We start from the raw sequence: 15,927 nt of genomic DNA on the forward strand, positions 1-15,927 counted from the left end.
ATTAACCGGAAGGACAAAAAAAAAGGCCGCCACTTTTTAAAGTAACGGCCTGTGTAAAATTTTATAAACGACTATTATTTAGCTGCTTTTTTCTTTCTCTTATCGTCATAGAACGCAAATCCAAGACCAGCTACTAAAAGGATAGAACCGGCCAAAGAGATTTTTTCACCCAAATAATATGAAGTTGGCTCAAATTTAAATTCAACCTTATGGTTACCCGCATCAAGCTGCGCAGCACGAAGTACATAATCTGCTCTGAAGTATGGTTTCTGAACCCCATCAACATACATATTCCATCCTTTATCGTAATAAATTTCAGAGAACACAGCAATGATATCACGAGGAGCGCTGTAAGAGTAAATCATATGATCGGGGCTATAGCTATCCAGCTTAATGGAAGCCGTTGGATCTGCCCCAACATTCTTAGAGCTGATCTGATCTTTGTATCTGACATCAACAATAGCTTCTTTTTTAGGATCAAAGCTGCTAATTGCTTTCATTTCCTCATCCGCATCTTTAACAAACTGGACGTTCTGAACAATCCATACGTTTCCTGCTGCTGTTGCATTATTTTTCATCTGGTAAGATCCGTTTTTAGGATCCTGGGTGATGATATATTTCGTGTTCAGCATGTCCAGCACATCCTGGTTAACACTTTTGGTAAGCTGGTTGTCTATCAGTTCCTGATATCTTTTCAGTTTTGCTGCGTGATACCCGCCGATGGTTTTATGGAAAGCAGAAGTACTTGCATCGGAGAAAGTATTAATGGTTAAATCCATTACCCTGAAATCAGGATCCTTATCTGAAGAGATGAAAGTATCCACTTCACGTGGTTGGAAATGGTTATTTAAATCCGTTTTACTCGCAAAATTACCGTTGTTCAGATAACGGCGATCTACCTGCCACATGTCAATCATAACGGCGCATCCCAACAGGATAAATGCAAGTTGCATGTTGATCTTTTTAGTGATAAGTGCCCATACCAAAGCGTATCCAACAGCAATAAACAGGAATGAACGAATGGCATCTGCACGTGCAATATCAGCCCTATCGGCAATAAGTGCATTGGCGATAGATTGCGCAACGCTGGCATTATTTTGAAGCATCTGTGTAAGCGCCTGTACCATTAACTGATGATTAGCTGTAGTGAAGCTAAACAGCGCGGTAGGCATGATGGCCACAATTAGTGCAAAACCACCAGTTATCCCACCTGCGATCGTCAGTTTTTTAACAAGTGTTTTTTGATCATAAGTGCCTTCCTGAGCTTCTTTAATGGCAAGAAAAGCTAAAACAGGGACCATTAAACCAACAAGGGCCAGAATAGACTCAACTGCTCTAAACTTATTATACAACGGGAAATACTCGAAGAAAAGGTCAGAGATCAACGGGAAGTTCTTTCCGAATGACAGGAACATGAACAGAATGGTTGTACCGAGTATCCACCATTTTAATCTGCTTCTTACGATTAGTAAGCCAAACACGAACAGGAAACATACGATAGCACCAAAGTAGTACGGGCCGGATGTTCCAGGTTTCTCGCCCCAATATTGCTGCAAGCCGATTTGTCCTGCCAGCTGGCCTATTGCCTGTGTTGGATCGCCGCCGGTTATACCCTGCAAAGTTTTATAAGTATGGCTTTCGGGCTTTACCAATGCATCTATACTGGTTGCACCACCATAAAGGTCCGGGATCAGGAAAGTAAAACTTTCGCCAATACCCTGACTCCAGCCATAAGCATATTCTTTTGACAAGCCATTTTTCTCCTCTGCCGCATCGGTAGTTAAGTTAGATTTGCCTCTGTTAGATTCTTTGCCGTACTCGTAAGTAGTCCATAGCTTACCTGTATTAACCATAAATGCAACCAGCATTCCAACGGCCAAAAAGCCTAAAGCCTTGCCCAACTGGTCAAGTTTCTTAGCTTTTACAGCATGGTAAATTTCAATACCGATGAATATTAACAAAGCAATCATCAGGTAATAGGTCATTTGAATATGGTTTGACCTGATCTCTAATGCAAGGAATAAAGCAGTTAAACTTGCCCCTATCCAATATTTTCCCCTGAGTGTTAAAATTACACTGGCGATTATTGGCGCACAAAATGCAATAGCAAGTGCTTTGTTGCTATGCCCTGCAGCAATAATGATAAAATTATACGATGTAAAGGCGAAAGCTATTGCTCCCGCTGCTGCCAGCCATGGATTGATGCGCAGCACGATAAACAGGAAATAGGCACCAACAAGGTACAATAAAACCGAATCTACCGGGTCAGGAAAAATAGTTTTTATTAGAGAGATGACATAAGTTGCTCCATTATACGGATGCTGAACCCAAATCTGGTATGCCGGCATACCACCAAAAATCTGGTTAGTCCATAATGGACCTTTACCATCTTTTTCTTTGTAGTGCATGATTTCCGTGGCGGTTGCCTTAGCTCCCAAAACGTCTCCCTGAGCAGGTGCCTTACCTTGCAGGACAGGACTGAAGTAGACAAAACAGATGATTATAAAAAATCCAATAATGGCCAGGTGTATGCCATTTGCTTTTAACCAATTATTCATTAAGGTTTGTTTATGATTTAAACTAACCCCAAACTTAGATAAAAAATCCTTTTTAAAAAAAATAAAAAACTGGCAAAAAAACGGCTATTTTATCTCTTCGTAATCTACAAAATCGCCTAATTTATCTGAATTTCCCTTCTTTTCTCTAGGTGGTACGTATTCGATTGAGATGTCGCCTTCTGGCTTTGAATAGCGTTGATTGTTCGGCTGGCGAGACTGGTTTGCAGCTTGCTGCTGAACTTTGCTAAACATACTTCTCAATACTACAGGAAATATTAAACGGAGGATGATCCGGATAATATACATGACCAGTACCGATATTAATATGAATTTTATAAGTCCCATTTCTTTATTTTAATATTTACAAATTTAAGTAAAACTGTTCAATTACAGCCTTACTAACCTCTCTGCAACCTTTGAAAAGAGATTTATTGGTAAAATATAGACACAGTTGCGATATCAATATTACAAACGCAATTAGATTATTGCAAAGCAATTACAATATACCTTATTTATTCTTCATATTTATTCTTCATCAACAATGGCTGCAACCCTGCCCACTTGCCCGTCTTCCAACCGAACCTTAATTCCTCTGGAGTGATATGGTGCTGAGGTTAATAAATTACTGACAATGCCTCTTGTTAATGCACCATTACGCTGATCTTTTTTCAATATGATATCCACTTCTAAACCCGGATATATGTCTTTTCTGTTTTTTCCGTCCATTATTTACCAAATCTTTCTTCAAACATTTTTTCCATTGCAAACATCTCATCTCTCAATCTTGCAGCCAACAAGAAGTCCATCTCTTTTGCAGCTTTAGCCATGTCTTTACGTGTTTTGTCTATTGATTTTTGCATTTCGGGCTTAGTCATGTACTGAACAATCGGATCAGCAGCTATGCTCACTTCATCAACTTCTACATATGCCTTTGCACGGGTAGCATTACCAGAGAAATCCAATACTGATGTTTGCTCGAGTATTGCCTCTCTGCTTTTACCTACAGTTTTAGGGACGATGCCATTTTCCAGATTATAAGCAATTTGTTTGTCTCTTCTTCTGTTGGTCTCCTCTATAGTTCTTGCCATAGAATCTGTAATTTTATCGGCATACATGATTACCCTCCCCCTATCATTACGTGCAGCTCGTCCAATTGTTTGAATTAACGCGCGATCAGAACGAAGAAAGCCTTCCTTATCTGCATCCAGTATGGCTACAAAAGAAACTTCCGGCAAATCCAGACCTTCCCTTAACAAGTTAATCCCTATCAGCACATCAAATTCACCTAATCTAAGTCCCCTTAAAATTTCTACACGTTCCAGTGTTTTTACTTCAGAGTGTATATAGCGGACTTTGATGTTTAAGCGGTCCATATATTTGGTCAATTCCTCAGCCATTCTTTTTGTAAGCGTGGTTACCAATACCCTATCGCCCATTTTAATGGTTTTATCGATTTCATCAAGCAAATCATCGACCTGGTTGATTGCCGGACGAACTTCAATTAAGGGATCTAGCAAGCCAGTGGGGCGAATTACCTGCTCCACATACACCCCATCAGATTTTTGCAGTTCATAATCGGCAGGTGTCGCACTTACATAAATCGTTTGTGGTGCCAAACGCTCGAATTCATCAAAATTAAGCGGGCGGTTATCCAGTGCTGAAGGCAAGCGGAAGCCATATTCTACAAGCGACATTTTACGGGATCTGTCGCCGCCATACATGGCTCTGATCTGCGGAACAGTGACATGGCTCTCATCAATCACCATCAAATAATCGTCGGGAAAATAATCAAGTAAGCAGAAAGGCCTCATTCCCGGCGAACGTCCATCGAAAAACCTTGAGTAATTTTCAATACCTGAACAATAGCCCAGTTCTTTCATCATTTCGATATCGAAATTTACCCTTTCTTCAAGTCTTTTTGCTTCCAGTAATTGTCTGTCGTCAATCAATTGATTTTTCCTGATCTCCAGTTCTTCCTGGATACCCCAGATAGAAGAGTTAAACCTGTCCTTTGGCGTTACAAACAAATTGGCAGGGTAAATGGCCATATCTTCAAGCTTCTCAAGTGTTTTCCCAGTCACAGGATCAATAGCACTAAGCTCTTCAATATCGTCGCCAAAGAATGAAACACGATAAGCCGTATCCAGGTAAGCAGGAAAAATATCTACGGTATCGCCCTTTACCCTAAACGTCCCCCTCTTAAAATCATTTGTGGTACGTGCATATAAAATCTCGACCAGACTATGTAAAAATGAATTGCGTGAGATCCGAGTTCCTACTGAGAAACGAAATACTGATCTTGAAAAATCTTCAGGATTACCCATACCATAGATACAGGAAATGGAAGAAACCACGATCACATCCCTGCGACCCGACATGAGTGCCGATGTAGTACGTAATCTTAATTTCTCTATTTCTTCATTTATACTAAGGTCTTTTTCTATATAGGTGTTGGTACTGGGCATAAAAGCCTCAGGTTGGTAATAGTCGTAATAAGACACAAAATAGTTCACGGCATTTTCTGGGAAGAATTGTTTAAACTCTCCATACAGTTGTGCCGCAAGCGTTTTATTGTGGCTGAGGATTAAAGTAGGCTTTTGAGTTTGCTGAATTACATTGGCAACAGTAAATGTTTTTCCTGAACCGGTAACACCTAAAAGCGTTTGATAATGTTCATCTCCATTCACACCCTCAACCAGTTGTTGAATGGCGTTAGGTTGATCGCCTGTAGGTTTATAATCTGAAACAAGTTGAAATTTCATCCGTGCTTTTTATGATTTTTAATTTTAGATGGTACCTGGCATAATTTTCAAATTTACAAAAAAAAGTACACAACGGCTATGCAGCCGCCAAGCTGAAGGTGGCAACTGTAACACCTTTAACTTAAAAGAGCAACCAATTGTTTTAGAGGGCAATTTTGTTTAAATTTATGTGATGATATTCGAACTCAGCAAAATAAATTCACATGCCAATGTTTTCATTTCGGAACTTCGGAATGAGCACATCCAAAAAGACGCCATGCGTTTCCGCAGAAATATGGAACGTATAGGTGAATTTTTTGCCTATGAAATCAGCAAGACGCTTGAATACACAAAAACGGAAACCCAAACCCCATTGGGCATTGCACCAAGCGTGCAATTGTTGGATCAGCCGGTTTTGGCAACGATTTTACGGGCAGGACTCCCCTTACACCAGGGATTGCTGAATGTTTTTGATCAAGCTGATGCTGCTTTTATTGCTGCCTACAGAAGAACCCACAAAAGCGGAAGTTTTGAGATACAAATGGAACATGTTTCGTCGCCTGATTTAACGGATAAAACCGTGATCATAGCCGACCCTATGCTGGCAACCGGTCTGACAATGGTACTTTGCTGTAAGGAATTAATACGAAGATATCCACTCAAAGAATTACACATTGTTTCGGTAATTGCAAGTACCGAAGGCGTTAGACATGTAAGGGCAAATTTACCCAAAGCTAAGTTATGGCTTGGCGCTATTGACGAAGAAATGACCAGTAAAGCGTATATTGTGCCCGGATTAGGCGATGCCGGAGATTTGGCATATGGGCTTAAGCAGTAAGGCGTTTTTACTATGATTAAACATATTTTTTTCGATTTAGACCATACCATTTGGGATTTTGACAGAAATGCTCAGGAAACTTTGCATGAGCTTTATACACATTATGAGCTTCAGAAACTCGGATTAACATCTGCTGAGGATTTCATAACGACTTATACTGAAAACAATCATCTGCTTTGGGCGCAATATCATGTAGGCACCATCACCAAAGAAACTTTAAGATCAGAGCGATTTAAAAAGACTTTTATTCAGCTAGGGGTATCCCCTGAACTTGTGCCACAACAATTTGAAGAGGACTATGTGAACCTGACCCCGACAAGAACTAATTTATTTGAAGGATCCGAAAAGGTATTGGCTTACCTTCAAAAAAAGTACACCTTACATATCATTTCCAATGGCTTTAAGGAAAGTACATTAACCAAAATGGATCGGTCAGGTTTAAATCCGTACTTTAAAAATGTGATCATTTCTGAGGATGTTGGTGTTAATAAACCTGACAAAGCTATTTTTGAATATGCGCTGGACAAGGCCAGCGCAGAAAAACATGAATCTGTTATGATTGGGGACAGCGTTGAAGCAGACATTCGCGGTGCCCAGGCATATGGAATTAAGGCCATTTACTTTAACCCTTTAAATAAAGAAAAACCTGAAGATGTTGAATGGCAAATTACACATCTTGAAGAATTAATGTTACATTTTTAAATGTTGCAGATCTTATGAAATTAGATTTAACAACATACATACTAAGAAAATCATTATGAAAACGCTCTTATTATTTATCGCAGCACTGCTGCAAACATCTTTAATCTTTGCACAGAATTCAGGCACCGACACAGAATTGTTTATTGAAGTTGCCGAACAGGGAAAAATTGTTGTCTATGTAAATGATGAACAGGTTGGTTCTTCAAAAGGCCGCTTCCGCTTTTATGACGTAGAAAACACTTCTCCAACTGTTATCATCATGAGAAACAATAGACAGATCGCAAAAACAACCCTATCCCTTACAAGAAATAGCAGAACAATTGCACGTTATTCAAGTTTTGATGGGCTCAAGGTGGTTAAAACCCTACCCATGTTTGATGCCAATCAATATGCCTTAGATGACTGGGACGGGATATTTGATAGTACCCCCGATGGCCCAACACGCCCTTCGAGACCTGCTGAACCTGGCAGACCTACACGCCCTACATTGTCCAGAGATAAAATCATGAGTAACCAATCCTTTGATCAACTTTTAAATATGGTGAGGCGTGCGGATTTTGATAGCGGCAAAATAAAGCTGGTTAAAAGCGCATTGAACAACAATAAAATTTCAGCATCTCAACTGACAGCTCTTGTAAAAGTTTTTGACTTTGATGCCTCCAGGCTTGAGATAAGTAAATCGGCCTATGATTCGGTTGCAGATAAACAGAACTATTTTAAAGTAACCGAAGCCTTTGAGTTTGACTTTAGTAAAGACCAACTAATGGATTACATCAACAAAAAAACTTCAAGATAATTATCCCTTTAATCCCTAAAAAAATATTCAATGAAAAAAATCCTTTACATCTGCTTTTTAGCATTCGGCTTTTCTGCTTGTCAGACCAGCCCTAAAGAAACTCAGAATATTGTTACACCTACACCAAATGGCGTTCCATCAGCACCATCTACTACCACATCGGTTCCTGCTCAGCAAAGTGCAGCTACTGGCGAAAGGCCGGCAAATAATCCGGCACATGGTCAGCCATTTCACGACTGCTCAATTCCTGTAGGCGCCCCACTTAATGCAAAAAACACAACCGCTCCTGCCGTACAAGCTCCTGTTGCAGCCCCTGCACAACAACAAGCGCCTGCAACAGATAAAGAAGTAAAATTGAACCCACCGCATGGACAACCTGGACATGACTGTAAAGTATCAGTTGGCGCACCCTTAACCTAAAAAAACTAAGAGACAGATTGAGTGTGAAGATCCCAAGCATTAAAGGTTTTGATCAGGCGGCCCTGGAGAAATATGTGAAAAACACAGGCTGGCTAATGTTGGCCAGAGTTGGAAGCATGGCCATTAAAGTTGTGGTAGGTATTGCCGTAACAAATTATTTAGGGAAAGACCAAAACGGAATACTTAATTACCCCGTGGCTTTTGTAACCTTTTTTACTGCAGCAGCAGCCTTGGGGGTAGATGGTTTTATAACCAGAGAACTATTGCGCAATCCTGAAAAGAAAAATGAATTGCTTGGAACAGGCTTTGCCATAAAGTTTATGGGAGGCCTTATTGTTCTTCCACTGATCTACACAACATACGTTATAGCTAATAGCTATAACAGAATCGACACTCCATTGGTTTTTATTATGACTGTTGGATTTACCGGTTTAATCCAATCGTTCAATATCATTGACAGTTTCTTTCAATCCAGAACGCAAGGCAAGTACATTATGCGTGTACAAATTGCAGGAAACGTTCTTTCTGCTGCGATTAAGCTTGCTTTGATCATCATTGGCGCCGGTTTGAAATGGTTTATTTTTGCACTTTTGCTAGACGCCGCATTGCTGGCAGCGGGTTACCTCTTTATTTATCAGAACAATGGAGAATCAGTTTTCAGATGGACATTTAAAAGCGATATCGCCAAATTTCTGTTAAAAAACTCCTGGCCCCTGGCATTTTCAGCGATCCTTGTTTCCATTTACATGAACATTGATAAGCTAATGATCGAATACTATAAAGGTACCGGAGAGCTGGGGATTTATGCCAATGCAGTTCAGTTTGCCGAAGCATGGTATTTTATCCCCGTTGCTGTAGCCGCCTCAGTATTCCCCGCCATTATGAATGCCCGCAGGGACAACCTCCAGCGGTATGAAAAGAGGATGCAAAACCTGTACGATTTAATGGTTTGGATAAGCATGGTTCTGGCCATATTTATCACATTTACGGCTCCATATCTCTTCAGAATATTTAAACCTGAATTTTATAGTGGTGCGCATGTGTTGTCGATACACATCTGGGCAGGTATCTTTGTATTTTTGGGTACTGCAAGTGCTCAGTTCTTAATTGCCGAGGGCTACACAAAATTATCTATGCTGCGTACCGCGATGGGTGCCTTGATCAATATTATATTAAACGTTTTCTGGATTCCTAAATATGGAATAGCTGGGGCAGCAATGGCGACATTGGTTGCTTATGCCTGTTCTACATTTTGGATTTTACTTATCCCAAAAACAAGGCATCAAGGTATAATGATGCTTAAATCGTTGCTGCTAATTACATTATACCAGAAATTAAAAGGTTCAAAAGACCAGCCAGGTTAGACCTAACATAAATTTTAATATTGATATATTAGCACCTTGCATTTAACGTTTTAAGTTTACCATAAATCATAACACATTAAAGATGTCCTTAAGAAAGGTAATAAGAGAAATTGTATATAAGCCCAAAAACATCCTGGAGCTCATTCAGCTTAAGGCTAAAATAAAGAACAGCACCGGAAAACTCCAGATCATCATCGGGGCACATACCACTGATTATAAGGATTGGTTACCTACAAACATTGAGAATCTTAATTTGTTGGAGATTGCTTCGTTTGACAATTTATTTGGCGATAAAAAAGCTGACCGCTTTTTAGCCGAGCATGTTTTTGAACATATCAGCTACGACGATGCGATAGTTGCTTTAAAAAACTGCAACAAATACCTTAAAAAAGGCGGAGTGGTTAGAATTGCTGTTCCAGATGGTTTCCACCCCAATCCAGACTATATAAACATGGTAAAACCAGGTGGACATGGAGAGGGCGCTCATGACCATAAATTATTATATGATTATAAAACGCTATCAAAAGCATTCGAAGAGTCAGGCTATCGCGTAAATCTTTTGGAGTATTATGATGAGAATGGTCAGTTCCATTTTAATGAATGGGATAGTAAAGATGGGCACGTGATCAGATCTAAAAGGTACGATAAACGTTTTAATGAACCACTGGGTTATTCGTCTTTAATTGTAGAAGGTATAAAAGATTAGATTTATGCAAACCTTTGCTCCCATAGCATTATTTGTTTACAATCGTCCTGAACATACTGCGCGAACAATTAAATTTTTACAGCAGAATGAACTTGCATCTGAAAGCAGGCTATTTGTGTTTTCTGATGGATTTAAATCGGAGGCCGACGAAAAGAATGTGCTTGAAGTAAGGGAATTGCTTAGAAATATTGATGGGTTTAAATCGGTAGAGATTGTAGAGCGCAAGGAAAATATGGGGCTTGCCAAATCGATTATCATTGGGGTAAGCAAACTCATAAAAGACTACAAGCAAGTAATTGTTTTTGAAGACGATCTGATCACTTCACCTTATACCTTAACGTATTTCAATGAAGCATTAAGTCGGTACCGCGATGAAAGCAAAGTAATGCATATTGGCGCTTATATGTACAATTTAAAGGATGCTGATTTACCTGAAACCTTCTTCTATCGTGCTGCCACCAGCTGGGGCTGGGCTACTTGGGAACGCGCATGGGACCACTTTGAGCCAAACATAGATACCCTGATGGCTAAGTTTGACAAATCAGCAAAAAGTGCCTTTTCTATTGAGCATACGATGAATTTCTGGAAACAGATGGAAGACTTTAAAAGCGGCAGGAACAATTCGTGGGCAATAAGATGGTACGCTTCCATATTTTTAAAAGGAGGATTAACGCTTAATCCCTCTCAATCGCTGGTAAACAATATAGGTCATGATGGATCAGGCATACATTCGGGGATTAACGATATTTACAATGTCATCATCAATCCGAAACCTATCACCCAGTTTCCTGATACGATAGCCGAAAGTCCTGCTGCATATGCAGCCATCAAGGGTTTCCTGAAAAACAGAAAAGGAACCTTATGGGATAGATTGAAACGTTACGTAGTACAGCGAATTAAGTAAAATCTAAGGCTTTCTTGCTTCTAAAATAATGTAAGGCGAAAGCTGTTTGGAATTGAAGGGGAATACTTTGGTGAAGATTTTACCAGCCAGCCACAGTGATTTTTTTAACAACCTTATTCCTGCCGGTTTTTGCTGCTGATTCTCTAGCCATAAACTAAAATGACCAAAATATTTGGCTTTTACCACCTCTAAACCCGCTTGTTTACAAATGTTTTCGAGCAGCCTGGGATCCATACAATCAATATTGTGCTTGTCGTAATTCTCCTTATCAAAGTTCTTTTGAAACCAACCGTTTAAAGCTTTAAAATTAGGCAGTGTAATAAACAGAGTTCCCCCTGGTTTTACAAAATTAATATGCCTGTTAATGATGTCGGCAGTATCATTAAAATGCTCAATAAGACCACAAGATAAAACAAGATCGTATTGTTGCTCCGGCACGTAATTAAACAAATCCGTTTCAATAATATGGATATCCGCTTCGTTTAGTTGATTGGCCTGCAATAAAGAGTTGGTAACCGGTGGGTGCACAAAATAATCGAGCAGGGTAACATCAAGTTTAAAATACTTCTTCAGAAACACGGCATAATATCCGGGGAAACCACCCAATTCAATAGCCGTTTTAACTTTTTGGCCATTAATGATGTCTGCGAGTTCTTTATGAAAAAGATAGTCCTCGGGAATACTAACCGATAACCCGGTCTTGCTTTCCCAATAATTCACCCAAAACTGTCTGTCGGTTAACAGGTTACCCATATTGCTTTTTTTGTTCTTATAAATAGACGATCATTACAGGACTGTTGCCTAAAGTCTGTAAAAAATCAATTCTGACGAAAATACACAAGAATTTAATAAAGATTGAAAATATATATTATTTTAGGCTGCATAACCGTTTAAAAAGAAACAATTATCTAAGTTTGATTCATTGAAAGTAGTACACCTAAATACATACGAAGGTAATGGAGGCGCCGGAAGGGCCTGCCTCAGATTAAGTGATGCACTAAATGCAAGTGGCATCGAATCTAAAGTAATGGTTTACTTTCAGTTCAGCGAAAGCACAAAAACGGGAACTTTTAGTAAGGGGCCCTTTGCAAAAGCAAAAGCCGTGTTTAATATCCTTTCTGAACGTTATTTATCTAAAGCCGTAGCCAAAGCTGTGAAAACACCTTTCTCGCTCCAATGGTTTGGCACTTCAGTAATTGACCATCCGACAGTAAAAGAGGCTGATATTATACACCTGCACTGGATTAACCATGGCTTCTTATCTCCAAAATTCCTGGCAGAAATTGATGAGTTGGAGAAACCAGTAGTTTGGACATTTCATGACAGTAACGCATTTACAGGTGGTTGTCATGTACGTTACTCATGCGAAAATTACTTTAAAGAATGTGGGAACTGCCCTTTACTTAGGTCGAGTGGTAAAAATGATTTCTCGCACAAAACATGGTTGCGTAAGAAAAAAGCTTACTCGGAATTAAACTGTCATATTGTTGCCCCAAGCAGATGGATGGCCGATTCAGTTAAACTGAGCAGTTTAATGGGATTTAGAGAAGTAACGGTTATCCCAAACACAATTGAGACTGAGGTTTTTAAACCTTATGTAAAATCTGAAGCCAAAAAAATACTTAAGATAGATCCAAAGAAATTTGTACTGATGAGTGGTTTTATGCCGTCTAAAAATGACAAGCATAAAGGCACATCTTATTTAATAGATGCGCTAAATGATCTTGCAACAAGACCGGGGATTATTAAAGAGAATATAGAACTGGTGATTTTTGGCAATAAGGATAGTGCCGAAATGCCGGAGTTTCCGTTTAAGACAACATTTCTAGGCACCATTAGCAATGACGCCCACCTGGCCAAGTGCTATTCGGCGGCAGACGTATTTATAACCCCCTCCCTTGAAGATAATCTGCCAAACACAGTAATGGAAAGCTTATCGTGCGCAACGCCTGTAGTGGCCTTTAAAACAGGCGGGATACCAGACATGGTAAAACATCTTGAAAATGGGTATCTGGCAGAATACGAGTCATCTGAAGATCTTGCTACAGGGATAGAGTGGCTATATCACGATGAAAATGCGCCTGAAATTCAGAAAGAAGCAAGAAGAACAATTTTAAATCAATTCTCTGAGCAAGTAATTGCAGAAAAACACTTATTATTGTATCAGTCACTGATAGATTTACAACCCCGATAATTTTTTAGATTCAGAACCGCATGCAGCCAAAGTTAAGTGTTATTACTATCGTTTATAATAATGTAAAGGATATTGAACGCACCATGCTTTCTGTGCTGAATCAAACCTATCAAAACATTGAATACATCATTATTGATGGCGCTTCAAAGGATGGTACTGTAGAAAAAATCTATAATTATAAATCGAGGTTAGCCCAGTTTATCTCTGAACCCGATAAGGGCATATACGATGCCATGAATAAAGGGCTAGCGCTTGCAACCGGGGATTATGTGCTTTTCATGAATTCCGGGGACGAGATTTATGCACCTGAAACAGTAACCGAAGTATTTCAGAGTGCTGCATCGGCAGATATTTATTATGGTGAAACTGAAATGTTTGACCAGGACTGGATCAGCTTGGGCCAAAGACGACACCATGCACCTGAGCACTTTGACTGGCAAAGCTTCAGGTATGGAATGAGTATAAGTCACCAGGCCATCTATGTTAGAAGAAGCCTGGCAGAGCCTTTCGACTTAAAATACAAGTATAGCTCCGATATTGACTGGATCATTAAAGCTGCCAAACATGCTTCGAGTATTGTGAATACACATATTTACGTGGCCAAATATCTGGTGGGCGGAATTTCTAAGAAAAAGCATCTGGCTAGTCTTAAAGAGCGGTTTCACATCTTCACAAAGTATTACGGTCTAATTCCAAACCTGATTAATCATATTTTTATCGGGATTAACCTGGCTCAGTATTTTATCCGTCACCGCAGAACCAACGATTAGTTTCATAAATGCCTTTTTTGCGTCAAATATCGTTACCTAAAATAGATGCACCTGATTATCCATTTTCTATCCCTGCGTTTAAGGAAGGAGTACTGTTAAAAATAAACAGCAATGTTACCTTTTTTGTTGGAGAAAATGGTTCAGGCAAATCTACCTTGCTGGAAGGACTTGCAGAACATTGTGGATTTAACCTGCGCGGAGGAAATCGCAATCATAACTTAAATACCGGACATAATTTTGAGGGCTATGAAAATCCATTAACACAACATCTGGGCTTACAATGGATACCCAGACGTATTACTGAAGGATTTTTTATGAGAGCAGAAAGCTTCTTTAACTTTGCAGATTACATAGATGAAATAGCCCTATCTGATCCCAGGATATTTGAGGCGTATGGAGGAAAATCGCTTCATCATCAATCACATGGAGAATCATTTCTGGCTCTTTTTCAAAATCAGTTTCAGAGTGGAATTTATATTCTGGATGAGCCTGAGGCTGCATTATCACCAACCAGACTGATGACCTTTATGTCAATCATTAATAATCTCGAAAGATCGGGAAGGGCGCAATTTCTGATTGCGACTCACTCCCCGATGCTTCTTTGTTATCCTAATTCACAAATCTTTAATTTCGGCGAAGACGGACTAAAAGAGACCTGCTACGAAGAAACGGAGCATTACCGTTTAACCAGAGGTTTTCTGGAAAATCCGGATGCCTACTTCAGGTTTTTATTTGAATAGCCAGATTACGGATTTGTAGACCAAAGACCTGCTTCTTTTACAAATACCCTTCTGTTTAATTTTAACTGGGCAACAACCAATTCGGCAAAGTCTTCTGGTTGCATCACCTTATCGGGATTTCCGTCAGTCAATTTGAGATCCTTAGCCATATCGGTTGCAATGGTACTTGGCAATAGCGTGCTTACGCGGATGTTGTGCTTACGCACTTCCTGCATTAACGACTCTGACATTCCTATTAAACCAAATTTTGAAGCGCTATAGGCACTGGTTACTGCCGCGCCATTTTTACCTGCTGTAGATGATATATTAATAATATCACCGGTTTTTCTTTCTATCATTTCAGGTAAAACTGCCCTGGTGGTGTAATAAGCACCAAATAAGTTTACTTTAACAATCTCTTCCCATCTTGACGGTTCCAACTCCAGGAAAGGCCCAAAAGAAGCAGTTCCGGCATTATTAATTAAAATGTCAATTACACCCAATTCAGATTTAACCTTTGTAACCGCGTCATTCACATTTTCAATATCAGAAACATCGACTGTAGCAATTGCTGTTTTAACCCCATATTGCTTTAATTCCTCTGCAAGAATTTGTAAATCCGATATTGTTCTGGCCATTAGACCTATATTGACGCCTTCCTGTGCCAAAGCAATAGCCATTGCTTTTCCTATTCCCTTACCTGCTCCGGTAATGATTGCGTTTTTACCTTTTAATGATTCCATAGTATCTTTTATTAAAATTCAAAAATAACAAAAAACAAAAGCCTGTTTCTTGCGAAACAGGCTTTATGACTTATCAATAGAAAATTTCCTATTTATACAATTTTATTAAGCTTACGCGCAGCTTCAGTTAAGTGAATTTTACGTAAACGCATGCTTAACGGTGTTACCTCGATGTACTCATCAGCCTGGATGTATTCCATAGCTTCTTCCAAAGAGAATTTAATTGCCGGAGCAATACGCTGACTATCATCTGTACCAGAAGCACGCATGTTAGTTAAAGCTTTACCTTTTACAATATTAACTACCAAGTCATTATCACGGATGTGCTCTCCTAAAATTTGTCCTTCGTAGATATCTACTCCCGGATCAACAAAGAAACGACCACGATCCTGTAATTTATCAATTGAATAAGCTGTAGTGCTTCCTTTTTCCATAGAAACCAATACGCCATTCAATCTACCAGGGATAACAC

16 protein-coding genes and 1 pseudogene are annotated in these 15,927 nt (G+C 39.4%); 10 read left to right on the forward strand and 7 right to left on the reverse strand.

From position 1 onward, the window contains the following. Positions 1-74: 74 nt before the first annotated feature. From AC1DG9_RS08510 to uvrB, 4 genes are all read right to left on the reverse strand, one after another. Positions 75-2,558, reverse strand: coding sequence for a hypothetical protein (locus tag AC1DG9_RS08510; protein ID WP_337716921.1), 2,484 nt, complete (start codon positions 2,556-2,558; stop codon positions 75-77). Positions 2,559-2,642: 84 nt separating this feature from the next. Then, positions 2,643-2,903, reverse strand: a complete 261-nt coding sequence (locus AC1DG9_RS08515) for a DUF4834 family protein (protein WP_172662104.1) — start codon at positions 2,901-2,903, stop codon at positions 2,643-2,645. A gap of 180 nt (positions 2,904-3,083) precedes the next feature. Then, complete coding sequence (locus tag AC1DG9_RS08520; RefSeq protein WP_337716922.1) at positions 3,084-3,284, reverse strand: YwbE family protein; 201 nt, start codon at positions 3,282-3,284, stop codon at positions 3,084-3,086. Next, positions 3,284-5,320 (reverse strand): excinuclease ABC subunit UvrB, encoded by a 2,037-nt coding sequence (gene uvrB, locus AC1DG9_RS08525; protein ID WP_288883094.1) that lies wholly within the window; start codon positions 5,318-5,320, stop codon positions 3,284-3,286. The genes AC1DG9_RS08520 and uvrB overlap by 1 nt, the downstream gene beginning before the upstream one ends. 172 nt (positions 5,321-5,492) lie before the next feature. Between uvrB and upp the strand changes: the two genes are divergently transcribed. The 7 genes from upp (at position 5,493) to AC1DG9_RS08560 (ending at position 11,029) form a co-directional block, all read left to right on the forward strand. Next, positions 5,493-6,137, forward strand: coding sequence for a uracil phosphoribosyltransferase (gene upp / locus AC1DG9_RS08530; protein ID WP_172662106.1), 645 nt, complete (start codon positions 5,493-5,495; stop codon positions 6,135-6,137). 12 nt (positions 6,138-6,149) lie between these two features. Next, the gene (locus AC1DG9_RS08535; protein ID WP_288883090.1) at positions 6,150-6,839 is read left to right on the forward strand and encodes a YjjG family noncanonical pyrimidine nucleotidase; all 690 of its coding nucleotides are present in this window, start codon (positions 6,150-6,152) and stop codon (positions 6,837-6,839) included. A gap of 55 nt (positions 6,840-6,894) precedes the next feature. Further along, positions 6,895-7,635, forward strand: a complete 741-nt coding sequence (locus AC1DG9_RS08540; protein ID WP_337716924.1) for a DUF4476 domain-containing protein — start codon at positions 6,895-6,897, stop codon at positions 7,633-7,635. Between the two features lie 30 nt (positions 7,636-7,665). Then, a complete protein-coding gene (locus AC1DG9_RS08545; RefSeq protein WP_172662109.1) occupies positions 7,666-8,055 on the forward strand; it encodes a hypothetical protein in 390 nt (129 codons plus the stop codon). 23 nt (positions 8,056-8,078) lie between these two features. Then, entirely contained in the window at positions 8,079-9,419 is a 1,341-nt protein-coding gene (locus AC1DG9_RS08550) for a flippase (protein ID WP_172662421.1), read from the forward strand. An 82-nt stretch (positions 9,420-9,501) separates the two neighbouring features. Further along, the gene (locus AC1DG9_RS08555; protein ID WP_288883087.1) at positions 9,502-10,125 is read left to right on the forward strand and encodes a class I SAM-dependent methyltransferase; all 624 of its coding nucleotides are present in this window, start codon (positions 9,502-9,504) and stop codon (positions 10,123-10,125) included. 4 nt (positions 10,126-10,129) lie between these two features. Then, positions 10,130-11,029 carry a glycosyltransferase gene (locus AC1DG9_RS08560; protein WP_288883085.1) on the forward strand — a complete coding sequence of 300 codons (900 nt, stop codon included), beginning with the start codon at positions 10,130-10,132 and terminating at the stop codon, positions 11,027-11,029. A 3-nt stretch (positions 11,030-11,032) separates the two neighbouring features. Here the strand turns inward: AC1DG9_RS08560 and AC1DG9_RS08565 are convergent, their stop codons facing one another. After that, positions 11,033-11,782 carry a class I SAM-dependent methyltransferase gene (locus AC1DG9_RS08565; RefSeq protein WP_337716925.1) on the reverse strand — a complete coding sequence of 250 codons (750 nt, stop codon included), beginning with the start codon at positions 11,780-11,782 and terminating at the stop codon, positions 11,033-11,035. 169 nt (positions 11,783-11,951) lie between these two features. Between AC1DG9_RS08565 and AC1DG9_RS08570 the strand changes: the two genes are divergently transcribed. From AC1DG9_RS08570 to AC1DG9_RS08580, 3 genes are read left to right on the forward strand one after another with little or no spacing between them, the layout of a single operon-like run. Continuing rightward, positions 11,952-13,223, forward strand: a complete 1,272-nt coding sequence (locus AC1DG9_RS08570; RefSeq protein ID WP_288883082.1) for a glycosyltransferase family 4 protein — start codon at positions 11,952-11,954, stop codon at positions 13,221-13,223. A 20-nt stretch (positions 13,224-13,243) separates the two neighbouring features. After that, positions 13,244-13,993, forward strand: a complete 750-nt coding sequence (locus tag AC1DG9_RS08575; protein ID WP_172662114.1) for a glycosyltransferase family 2 protein — start codon at positions 13,244-13,246, stop codon at positions 13,991-13,993. Positions 13,994-14,001: 8 nt separating this feature from the next. Next, positions 14,002-14,733 (forward strand): AAA family ATPase, encoded by a 732-nt coding sequence (locus AC1DG9_RS08580; RefSeq protein ID WP_337716927.1) that lies wholly within the window; start codon positions 14,002-14,004, stop codon positions 14,731-14,733. A 5-nt stretch (positions 14,734-14,738) separates the two neighbouring features. Here AC1DG9_RS08580 and AC1DG9_RS08585 read toward each other — a convergent pair whose 3' ends face one another. Together AC1DG9_RS08585 and AC1DG9_RS08590 are read right to left on the reverse strand one after the other, a co-directional pair. Continuing rightward, the gene (locus AC1DG9_RS08585; RefSeq protein ID WP_337716929.1) at positions 14,739-15,455 is read right to left on the reverse strand and encodes a 3-ketoacyl-ACP reductase; all 717 of its coding nucleotides are present in this window, start codon (positions 15,453-15,455) and stop codon (positions 14,739-14,741) included. A gap of 92 nt (positions 15,456-15,547) precedes the next feature. Beyond that, positions 15,548-15,927 (reverse strand): annotated as a pseudogene (locus AC1DG9_RS08590) (translational GTPase TypA); the annotation flags it as partial.

This window comes from Pedobacter sp. 05L430 (assembly GCF_056397585.1).